This window comes from Aliterella sp. E5.1 (genome assembly GCF_057473825.1).
Genome location: NZ_JBYCCV010000001.1, coordinates 174,554 through 186,126, shown reverse-complemented (window position 1 = coordinate 186,126; position 11,573 = coordinate 174,554). Strand labels below are relative to the sequence as shown.

Sequence of the window (11,573 nt, the reverse complement as noted above, 5' to 3'; positions counted from 1 at the left end):
TAACGAACGCAATGACACGACGCTATGCCCGTTCTCGCGCCCGGTCGTCGCGCCTATAACAACGCTTCTTGCGGGCGCGGACAAAATGTAACGCCCGAGCGGTGCAATGGCACTAAAAGGACTGATAGGAGAAAAAACTATTCCCTGGCGCAACTGATGCCCTAGCCTTCAAAACTTATGTGACTCAGATATTAGTGCCTAACCTGTGGACAGGAGCGCGCGCGAGTTATTGATAATCTGCCTGCCCATAAAGTCCTTTGTATTCGAGAAGCTATTGTTGCGGTAGGCGCAACAGTCATTTATTTGTCCCCAAATTGCGCCAGATTTCTCGCCAACCCTCGAACTGTTGGTCAAAAGTCAAAGAATTTCTGCGTCACGAGCGGCACGAACCTATGCACAGTTAGACCAAGCTATTACAGATGCTCTCGCTGCGGTGACACTCCAAGATATTATTGGCTGGTTTACCCACTGTTGTTGCTATGTTTCACCCAACTGAGAACTGCTGTATCCCTCTTTTGTCACTTTCGGAAGATTAAATTCTGGAACCTTTTGTGAATAAGGATTTGGCAAAGTTGACCTAAGTGAGTTCATTTGTTGTGAAATTAAGCTTGAAAGCCTTACATTACACGCTTGTTCAAGTCTTGGTTTATTTTGTGCTTACTCAGAGTGACAAATGAGGGGTATATTCATAGCCAGAAGTAGCGATTGTTTCATACCACACGCTATCCCAGGCAAAAAAAGCATTCCAGCCAAAACTAGCAACAAATCCATCTGGTGGCGCTGGAAGCAAGGGCGCTATTAGCAACATTGAAATAACGATTACAAGTCTGCTAAATAACCATATAAGCAGAGGAAAAATAAACTTATTCTTACTTGCAAATCTTTCGCGAAATATTTGGGTAGCAATCATTTAAGCGTATTTTTGATACTGTTGTACTAAATATTTATAAAAAATAGACTTAATTATATTAAATAAATTTGCGGCTACTTTTGCTTAGTGCCTATTAGAGGATGTTTGAGAAGGTAGGGTTTTTAGCTTGGGTTTCGTGAGATCCCCCCTAGCCCACGGCAATAAAGCGGGAAGCGAAGCTACACCGCTTTATTGCCTCCCCTTAAAAAAGGGGGAAAATATTTATTACTCCCCCTTAAAAAGGGGGATTTAGGGGGATCTAAATATTTGCTACTAACAAAGAGACTTTTCAGACATCCTATTAAGCTTTGTACTATTTATTTAACTATCAAATGCACCCGATCGCCTTTTGACTGCTGGACAACGCGACCAATAATTCTAGCTGCACTGTATCCCAAGGCTTGAAGTTCAGTAATGCAATTTGGAGCTTGATGACTAGGAATTGCTGCTAATAAGCCGCCAGATGTCTGCGGATCGAATAGTAATGGATAATTAGCGTGACTGCTTACTTTTTCTACCTCAGCGATGTAACGCGAAAATTGAAGGTTTTCAGGATGCAAGGAGCTAAATATTTTCTTTTGTGTTGTTTCTCTAGCTCCTTCTAATATTGGTATAGCTTCAGTAAGTAATTCGACAGTAACATTAGATGCTTTAACCATTTCTATTAAGTGTCCAAGCAATCCAAAACCCGTAACATCGGTACAAGCTGTAACTCCATGTTTCATTAAACAACTAGCCGCCGCTTGGTTTGATAACAGCATTGATTCAATCGCGCCATCAATCCATCGATTTTTAGCTAAAAGGCGCATATCCGCCGCAAAGAGAGTTCCCGTGCCTAGTGGTTTGGTTAATATTAATAATTGTTCTGGTTGCATCCCGGCTTTTTTTAGCAACTGATTGGGACTAACTAACCCATTACAAGATAGACCAAAACCCAACTCTAAGCCTGCGGTAGTGTGTCCGCCAATTAATGGTGTTTGCGCTCTATTTAGCACTAATAGAGCGCCAGATAATAGTTGATATAGAGTTTCTTCGATTTTAGATTCATCAGCATAAGGGATAGATGCGATCGCTAAAACACTTTGAGGAGTTGCTCCCATCGCAAAAATATCGCTCAAACAATGATTGGCGCTAATTTGCCCAAAAATATATGGGTCGCTAACGAGTGCGCGAAAATAATCAATAGTATGCACCATTAACTTACCTTGTGGTACTTGCACTACAGCCGCATCATCGGGCGCATCTAAGCCAATAATAATATCTGGGGTAGTTTCAATTCTTTCCAAGCGCTGCAAAACGCGCTCTAAAACCGTACTACCCACCTTAGAGCCACAACCAGCACAACGCATATCTGCGTGAGGCTCTGACGCTGTTTCTACAGGTTCCATCTGCGGTAAATTGTGAAAACGATTCATAAATTGACAATCGATTTTATCTTTCCACGTCCACAGCAAGCGGGACGCACCGATGCCAAAATTGCCCCTGGAAGCGATCGCTTTTCCGTCGCCTGTACCAATCAAGCTTAAATATTGCTTCTGGGGCTTGTAGGGCTGTAAATGCTGGGCTAATAAGGTTTTTTGTAAGTTATTAAATAAGGGTTTACCTTGTCTAACGGCAAATCCCCCAGCTTTGGGACGCAGATAATTGATCATTGTGGCAATATCTCCCGCCGCAAAGATCTGGGGATGAGAAATTGACTGCAAATAGTCATTCACTTGAATAAAGCCTTGCGAATCGGTAGCAAGTCCGCTTTCTTCAATCCAACTAGGTGCGGAGGCGTGAGTTACCCAAAAAATGCGATCGCATTCTACTTTGAGTCCCGACTTACAACTAACTTTATTTGGTTGTACTTCAATAACAGTTTCTTGCAGATGTAGATTGATTCCTTTATCAAGCAAAACTTCTTGCAAACGACGACGCACCCAAGCACCATAATGAGGCATAATTTCCGCCTGCTGATGAAACAAGTGGATTTGTATATTGGTTTGTTGCAAATTTCCTTGCATTACTAGGGCTAATTCCACACCCCCCGCACCACCGCCAACAATGCCCAAACGGAGAGGTTTTTGCGTACTGCGCGCATCTTCAACTATTTGCTGCCATTGAGTCAAAAGCTTAGATACAGGTTTTGCTGCGATCGCATACTGCTCCGCGCCAGGTACACTTACTTTTGCAGGAGTGCTGCCAATATTTATAGATAGTAAGTCAAAAGCTACGGGGGGACGATGGGCGCACAATACTTGTTTATTAACTAAATCTAGTCCCACTACAGAATCAATATACAGTTGTGCTTGAGCAAACTGGGCAAGACTCCGCAAGTTTATATGACATTCCTCTTGCGTATAGAATCCAGCAATATGACCGGGTAACATCCCCGAATAAGGTGTATCGGATGCTTCCGCGATCAGCGTTAAGCGCACTCCGGCAATAGGTTTCATCCCCCACATTCTCAGCACAATGGCATGACTGTGACCGCCACCAATTAGCACCAAGTCTTTAATAATCGGAGCGCTTGTTTGCTGCATAGAAGTTTGAAAGTTGATTTCCTACTTGAAAATTTCTGCGGGTAAAAGTTGCTCTTTCTACACTCTCAATTCTTTAGCTACGTACAGTTATGCTAAGGCTTAAATTAGGAGTTGTTTTCGCTAATTCTAGAATAAACGGCGGTTCCTAAGCTTCAAGTGCATCTGTATCTTCTATCAAAATAATTACTCCTCGAACTTCTGCCAATCTACCTATTAAAGAGGAGCAGGTAACTTTACATTGAATTGGTCTGCCACGGCGGTTGACTGTAGTTAAATTTGTTTCTACTATTTTGCTATCTCCATTCAAGCAGTTGCGAATTGGCTGACGCAACTGCTCGACGGGTAAAGCAATATCCAAATTCATAAAGTGCTGCCCTAGCACTTCTTGACTCCGCAATCCCCACAAATCTTCATTCTTTTCATTCCAAATTTGGACTGTAAAATCTCGATTTAAAACTGCAACACCACCTTGCAAGCTATTAAAAATTACTTCCAAAAAGCCATTGGCTTGATTGAGTTCTTCACTCCGCAAACGTAATTCGGCGTTGATTGTTTGCAATTCTTCGTTAGAGGATTGCAATTCTTCATTCATTGTTTCTAGTTCTTCATTAGTGGATTGCAATTCTTCGTTAGTTGTCTCCAGTTCTTCGTTAGAGGATTGCAATTCTTCGTTAGTTGTTTCCAACTCCTCATTAGTAGACTGTAAGGCTTCGTAAGCCATCTCCAACTCTTGGTTAGCGCTTTCCACTTCTTCTTGAAGCTGTTTGTAACGACTAACTTCGGTAAAGACAATACTAACACCAACCAAATTTCTACTGGTGTCATAAAGTGGGGTAATTTGCACGTCAAAGTAACGCAAATCGCTGCTAGTAGTTGTCCAACCAATGTTGCTAAGACAAATTGACCGATGGGTGCTAACAACTTGCTCGATATGCGATCGCAATTCTACTGGACGATAAGAAATTTCCAAGTCTTGCAGAGGGCGAGTGATATTTCTAGAGTCCAAGCCAAATAATAGTCTTGCCTGTTCGTTGGCTAAAATTAATAAACCATTAATATCTACAGCTATTTGAGCAAAGGGACTAATATCAAAAGCAGCTTCGCGCAAAAGATTGTAATTAATTTGGTAGTTAGTTCCGCGCTCTCGGTCATCATTGCTACCCATAAAATCACCCTTCTTACCGTCTTGGCTAATTTTGGTAAATATTCGCTGTTTCAAGTCTAAGGGGACGAAAGAATTAACATGGTTGAGGAGTAATTCGGCTTTACCTAACAATAAAAAGCTGCGGTTATTGAGGGCAAAATTAAATCGAGAGATAATTTTTGCCTGAGTTTCGGCATTGAAGTACATTAACGTATTGCGGCAAGATAATAAATCGATGCGAGAAATAGGCGGATCTTGCAGCAAGTCGTGACGACCAAAAATAACTGCGCGGCGCAAATCTGGACAAAAAGTGTAAGTTCCATAGGTTTGCTTGAAGTACCGCTCTAGGAGTGGTTCGGGGATGCCCTCTACTTCTTTGGCGTTGTAGGTGGCAAGGCGAGCTTGACTGAGTGCTGCTTCGTCGATGTTGGTGGCGTAAATTTTTACCTTTTGGTGGAACTCCTCAATGCCTAGAACCTCAGCAATTACCATTGCCAGAGTGTAAGCTTCTTGCCCTGACGCGCAGCCTGCACTCCACACGCGGATGCGATCTTTGGGGAAACTTTTACGAGCCACAATTTGAGGGATAACCTCTTTTTTTATGTAATCCCAAACTGGGCGATCGCGAAAAAATGAGGTGACATTGATTAAAATTGTGTTGAAAAGGTGGGAAAATTCTTCAGGATGTACTTCTAAGTAATCGGTATAGTCGCTGTAGGTTTCTATTTCGGCTGTTTGCATCCGGACGTGGACGCGGCGCATTAAGCTGGGGCGTTTGTAGCCAGTGAAGTCAAACCCACGATTGTGTTTGATGTAGTTAAGCAAGGCTTCAAATTCGGGATCTAGTTCTGGGTTGTTCATTGGGGCTTGTGCCGTTAAGGCGCTGCTTTTGCCTTTGTGCTTATTTGGTAAGAAAAACCAGGATATGGGGGGTCTGCCCCCCAAACCCCCCATTGGGGGACGGCTTACCTCCCAAGGTATTTTTCGGAGGAATTCTTCCCCCGAAAAGATGCCGCCCAAACCCCCTGCAAAATGTTCATATCTGTAGGTAAGGCAGTTTCGGGAAAGCTGAGTTGTATAGGTTTTGATTTTTAGAAACTGGAAGACAAGAGAAATGTTTTTAGTTTTTGACTTGTCAAACGAAAAGGTTTTGATTTTTGTCTTCTTACTACTTACTCAACTTTTTGACTAAGTTAATTAGGGTTTGGGCGATTTGTGAAATGGGCATAACTTGGGCGTTGTTGAGGTATTCTTGGTGCATATTTTCTTCGCCTTGAGCTACGATCACATAGCCTCCGGTTTCTCTAATTGCCCGCATACCCATAATTCCATCACTACTTGTTGGTGCAAGAATTAAAGCGATCGCTTTTTCTCTAAAACTTGCTGCTACAGATTCAAAGAGTAAATCGGTAGAGGGACTGACAAAATGAACCAACTTGGACTGCAATAGCGCTAGGCTACCATCGGGATTGACTAATAAATGGCGGCTTCTTGGCACAATGTATGCTGTACCTGGTTGCAAGCTATCTCCTTCCTCAGCTAGTTTGACGTGGAGACTGGTAGAGCTTTTGAGTATATCTACTAACCGCTCGGAGTCTTGGGGGTACGATTGCTGGGTGACAATAATCGCTGCCTCTAAGCCATCTAATGCTGCCAAAATTTCTTTTAGCGCCTTGATATCGGCATCTAAAGCGATCGCGATTAAGTGCTTAGCAGTTGTAAAAGGTGGCGATAAGCTGCTAGGGACGGAAGGTTCTAAATTTTGCTGTTCTAATGGCTGAGGATTTGCCGCCGTCAATTCTTCGCTGGTGTCGGCTTTTAACAGCATCTGCCGGACAAGAGTTGCACTTTGCTGGCTATCTTGGGCTTGCTCTTGAAAGCGTTGTGCGGAAATATTTTGACTGCGGCTACGCGCGCGCGCGCAGCCATGCGCTCGGTAAGTGCGGCTTTTTCTTCTAGCGCCCTCAATGCACTCCATAAAGCTACTTCCAAAGCGTCGGTTTGTTCTGCTAGTAAGGTATTAATTGAGTAAGCATGACCTGTACGACAACGAAAACGGATTAGCTTGCCTTCGTGCAATTCCCACAACACACCGCGACATTCAGGACACGCAAAACCCGATGGCGTACCGGGAAGCTTGGTTTTTTGCATGGTATCTAAGTCAAATTCGGCAACATTGGCTTCCATATTCATTTGTTGGGTTACTTGAGTTTTTGACTCTAGGGCAGGTTTAGAAGCTAAGTGAATTAAGGTTTTACTGATATCTGCGACTTTGAGGATATAGTCTATTGCAACGTTTTCAATCGCACTAAGCGGCATTCCCGAATACAATGCTTCTTCTGGATCTTGAGAAATCGCTACACCCCCACACTGTTTGATTGCTGCCAATCCCGCCGTACCATCATCAAGCAAACCTGACAGTATTACCCCTACAACTCTCGATCCATAAGTGCGGGCGGCAGTGCGAAAGAGCGGATCTATGGCTGGACGATGGCTATTTTCGCGCGGACCTCGTGCCAAGTGAATACAACTGTCTTTAATTAATAGATGTTTGTCGGGGGGAGCAACGTATATTTGCCCTGGCACGATTAGTTCGCCGTCTAGGGGATGACGAGCTTGCAAAGAAGACAATCCTCCGTGCTGTTTTTCGATTACCCGGTTCAAAATCTTTGGCAAAATACTTTTGCCGTGGGAGGGAACGTGAAGTACAATAAAAACTGCTGCTGCTAAGTCTGGAGGCAATTCTCCCACCAATTGGCAGAGAGTTTCTACTCCCCCCGCCGAAGCGCCAATCGCAATAATGTCATGTCCAGACATTTTAGTAATTTTTTCCTGGTAATAAAAATAAGTTTTGGTTAATTTGCCCTGGTATAGACTTAGCCTAACCGAATCTATAGTTTTAAAGGCAGCTATTTTAGGATAGTTACTGGTGGTTGAAATTCTACCTGACGGGGTAAATAAACATGAAAAATTGAGCCTTGCCCCAACTTACTTTCTACAGCAATTGAGCCTTTCATCATATCAACTAATGACTTGGTAATAGCAAGTCCCAATCCCGTACCGCCGTGTTGTCTGGTATTTGTTTGATCGACTTGCCTAAATTCTTCAAAAATATGTTCTAATTCTGACTCAGCTATACCAACCCCGGTATCTTTGACGCTAATTAATACATGGTTAGAGGCGTTTTCGCTGACTTTTACTTCTACGCTGCCTGCATTTGTAAACTTGATGGCATTGGAAAGTAGATTCACTAAAACTTGCCGTACTCGCGTACTGTCATTGATTACTATCGGGTTGTTAAGCTCTGTTCGGAGTAATAAGGGTAGCTGCTTTTGCTCGGCAAGCGGGCGAAGTTCGGCGATGGTGGTGGTAATTAAGTTCGTCAAATCAAATTCATCAAGCTTTAGTTCTAAGCGCCCAGCTTCGATTTTAGATAAGTCGAGGATGTCGTTAATCAAAGCTAAAAGATTTTTGCCATTATTTAAAATGCGCTCTACCATGTCAGATTGGGCTGGAGTGAGGTTAGCGGTACGCTGGCGCAATAGTACTTGGGCAAAGCCAATTACCGCATTCATAGGCGTGCGGAGTTCGTGAGACATGGTAGCCAAAAACTGCGATTTTAGCCGTGCCGCTTCAATTAGCTGTAAGTTTTGCTGAGCAATTTGATTGTGGGTTGATTCTAATTCGCGGTTTTGCTGGGCTAAAATATCGTTTTGCAAGCCTAGACGTTCTTCTCGTTCTTCTAGGGCATTAATTAACCGAGCATTGTTAATAGCGATCGCTGCTTGTTCGCCTACCGCTTCTAATAAGTTGCGATCTTCCACATCAAAAGCTTCAATATTTCGCCAATTCCCAATCAACATTACTCCTAGCCTCCCTGATGTGGCAGACTCAATAGCTACGGCATAAATTGAGGCAGGTGTGTGGGAAGGTAGCGCTGGCGTTACTCGGCTTTTTTTAACTAATTGGGCGGCTCCGGTAGCAAATACTCGCTCTAGTAAGTCCGCCTGAGCAGACAATAAATGTAAGTTCTCTGGCGCAATTCCCACTGTAGCTGTCAATTCTAACTGTTGGCTTTGGCGATCGTAGAGAGAAATTGCGGCAAACTCGGCTTCGCCGATGCCGTCACAAACTGCTCCTACCATTACTTGCAACAATCCAGGCAGGTTTGTCAAACGTTGGTTTAACAAGTTGGTAATCCGTTGCAATACTCTTAACTGTTGCTGCTGTTCGCCTAAAATAATAATTGCTCGGCGCAGATTTTCCCCAATATCGGTGGCTTGTTGGTACAGGCGGGCGTTATCGACGGCTAGAGCCGCACGACGAGCTAAATCTTCTACCCATAGTAGGTCGGCTAAATCGTATAACCTTTCTCCCTTGCCTCTCATTAAGCTAATTGCCCCTACCGTCCGCCCCCGCACTTTTAAGGGTACGCACAGGAGTGAATTGAACCCCAAACTCTCCATCAATTGCCGTTGCTCGACATCAGGAGAAATCGCCTCTTTGATTGCTGGACTAATTTGGGCGTACAACTGCGCTTTCCCGCTTTTAATGACTTGAGATATCCCAACTTTTGCTTTCAAGTTGACTCGATAACTCCGTAACTGCTCTAGACAAGGCATTTTTGAGCTATCTTTGTGCGTCGAAGCCACAGGGCGCAGCGTTGAATTTTGGTCGAGGACATCGATGGTACACCAATCAGCTTGCCCAGAGACAAGCGCCATTGCCAGGTTGGTGAGGGTAGTTTTGTAGTCTAAAGAAGTTGCGAGTATGGCGCTGGCTTCAGCTAAAAATCGCTCTTGTTCTTCAATACGCTTGCGTTCGGTGATATCCCAAAAAACACCTACACTACCTCTAGTTTTGCCTTGTTCGTCAAATAACGGTACGGCATTAGCCAATAGCTTAATTTTTTCACCTTCAGCAACGAGCGCCTCAATTTCGCTATCGACGACATCAATGCCTTTGGTAGCGGCTTGCTGCATTGGTAATTCCTGTATCTCCAGTTCTCTGCCTTGACTGTATACTTTGTAACCTGGGCGCTCGGAGATAGGAACGCTTTTAGACACATTTGCTTCTACAGGTAACTTTAAAAGTTTTGCTAGAGCAGGATTGACTCGGATATGCTGGCATTGAGGATCTTGAGCGATCGCAATTCCAATGGGAATAACATCAAGTAGGGTCTGCATTTCGCTCACCCGCCGCTCTAAGTCTCGATTGAGCTTGCCAATTTTGGCATCGGAGCGTTTGCGATCGCTTAAATCAATCACAAAGCAAATTGCGGTTTCGACAATTCCTTGAACTAACGCTCCACCAATTAATATCGGGACGCGACTGCCGTTAGCGCGGATGTATTCTTTTTCGTAGGGACTAAATACACCTTTTGTTAGTAGCTCAGTAGCAGCGATTTCGTCTACTTTTTCGTATCCTGGTGGGGTAATTGTTTGCCGCTGCAATCTACCCAAACGCACGTCCTCTTGGCTGTAGCCCACCATTGCTAAAAATGCTTCGTTGGCTTCAATTATTGTGCCTTGGGTGGTGACAATAATCCCGATAATATTCGCGTCAGCTAAACGTCTAAAGCGCAATTCACTAGCTTCTAGCGCTGATTCTAGTTGTTTTGATTCGGTGATGTCGCTAATAATTCCTGACATCCGCAACGGATAACCAGCGCGATCGCGTTGGGCTTTTCCCCTAGCAACGCAGTAACGGTATTCTCCTGATGAATGTTGGATGCGAAACTCCGCTTCGCATTTTTCTCCATATTGGAGGTGATTGGTAATGGCTTGACGAATATTTGACACGTCATCGGGATGCATTCGTGCCATTAAGTTATGAGGAGTTAGCTCAAATTCCTCTCTGACTTCGCCAATAATTTCTAACAGGCGATCGTTACAATAAACTTCGTTTGTAGAGCAATACCAATCCCAAATTCCGTCGTTTGCTCCTTCCAAAACTAAACGATAGCGTTCTTCGCTTTCTCTTAAACGATCGCCAGCAACTATCGCAGCTTGCTCTGCCCGGTACAATCGTACCGCCTGGCGTAAGATTTGATACAAGTTTTCTGGGGTAATTCTTGACTTGGGGAGATAGTCAAAAGCTCCAGCTTTCATGATTTCTACAGCAATGCGCTCGTCTCCTTGCCCAGTGAGGACAATTATCGGGGTAGCAATTCCTAGTGAACGGATTTGCTGCACTAACTCAAGTCCGTTGCCATCGGGGAGGATGTAGTCGAGGAAAATACAGTCAAAGGTTTGTTGTTGTAATATCGCGATCGCGCTCTGGCATTCGGTTGCTTCTGTCCACTCCATTGCTACGCCAGCAGACTTTAGACTGCGTTTCACGGCCATTCTGTCTACTTCATCATCATCCACCACCAATATTTTGACAGTTTCTTCCATATTTTTCGGCTATTAGCTATTTAGCTATAAGCTCAGTTTATATTATTCGTTATCAGGCTTTATGGAATTTCAACTAAAGTCCAATATTTATTCATAGTTGCTACAGTTTCTACAAAGTTAGAAAAAGTTACTGGTTTTAAAATATATCCAGCAACATTTAGCTTGTAGGCTTCTACTTTATCTTTATCTTCGTTTGATGTAGTTAAAACAATTACTGGAATTGATTGTAATTGTGCGTCGGCACGTAGCTCGCGCAGAAATTCTATGCCATTCATTTTTGGCATATTCAAGTCTAGTAGAATTATTCTTCTAACTTGGGGTATATTTATTTTTTGGTTGCTACCTCTTAATACAGATAGAGCCTCTAAGCCATTAGAGGCAAAGAAAAGTGGATTTGTAATGTTGTTTTTTTTAAACGCCCTTTGCACGTTCATTACATCCACTTCGTCATCTTCGACAAGCAGAATGTTAATCATTTTGGCTGTCATTATTTGAGTATTATATTGTTAATTATTGCCGATAAATAAATTCAGGTAATCAATCATTAGACAGGTTAATATTTTTGACAAGCCAACATATCTAAAGGCAGATTTTAG

8 protein-coding genes are annotated in these 11,573 nt (G+C 43.3%); 1 reads left to right on the top strand and 7 read right to left on the bottom strand.

Annotated features, from left to right (window positions below):
* Positions 1–346: 346 nt before the first annotated feature.
* Positions 347–496, top strand: a complete 150-nt coding sequence (locus AC2VE5_RS00885) for a hypothetical protein (RefSeq protein WP_486885893.1) — start codon at positions 347–349, stop codon at positions 494–496.
* Between the two features lie 165 nt (positions 497–661).
* Here AC2VE5_RS00885 and AC2VE5_RS00880 read toward each other — a convergent pair whose 3' ends face one another.
* The 7 genes from AC2VE5_RS00880 to AC2VE5_RS00850 all read right to left on the bottom strand — a co-directional run bounded on the left by AC2VE5_RS00880 (position 662) and on the right by AC2VE5_RS00850 (position 11,465).
* Positions 662–910, bottom strand: a complete 249-nt coding sequence (locus tag AC2VE5_RS00880; RefSeq protein WP_486885892.1) for a hypothetical protein — start codon at positions 908–910, stop codon at positions 662–664.
* 317 nt (positions 911–1,227) lie between these two features.
* Positions 1,228–3,435 (bottom strand): selenide, water dikinase SelD, encoded by a 2,208-nt coding sequence (gene selD / locus AC2VE5_RS00875; protein WP_486885891.1) that lies wholly within the window; start codon positions 3,433–3,435, stop codon positions 1,228–1,230.
* 145 nt (positions 3,436–3,580) lie between these two features.
* Positions 3,581–5,440, bottom strand: a complete 1,860-nt coding sequence (locus AC2VE5_RS00870) for a CheR family methyltransferase (protein WP_486885903.1) — start codon at positions 5,438–5,440, stop codon at positions 3,581–3,583.
* A 307-nt stretch (positions 5,441–5,747) separates the two neighbouring features.
* Positions 5,748–6,407 carry a chemotaxis protein CheB gene (locus AC2VE5_RS00865; RefSeq protein WP_486885890.1) on the bottom strand — a complete coding sequence of 220 codons (660 nt, stop codon included), beginning with the start codon at positions 6,405–6,407 and terminating at the stop codon, positions 5,748–5,750.
* A complete protein-coding gene (locus AC2VE5_RS00860; RefSeq protein ID WP_486885889.1) occupies positions 6,398–7,396 on the bottom strand; it encodes a chemotaxis protein CheB in 999 nt (332 codons plus the stop codon). Before AC2VE5_RS00860 ends, AC2VE5_RS00865 begins: the two co-directional genes overlap by 10 nt.
* Positions 7,397–7,488: 92 nt before the next feature.
* Positions 7,489–10,977 (bottom strand): PAS domain S-box protein, encoded by a 3,489-nt coding sequence (locus AC2VE5_RS00855; RefSeq protein WP_486885888.1) that lies wholly within the window; start codon positions 10,975–10,977, stop codon positions 7,489–7,491.
* A 59-nt stretch (positions 10,978–11,036) separates the two neighbouring features.
* Entirely contained in the window at positions 11,037–11,465 is a 429-nt protein-coding gene (locus AC2VE5_RS00850; protein WP_486885887.1) for a response regulator, read from the bottom strand.
* Between the last annotated feature and the right edge of the window lie 108 nt (positions 11,466–11,573).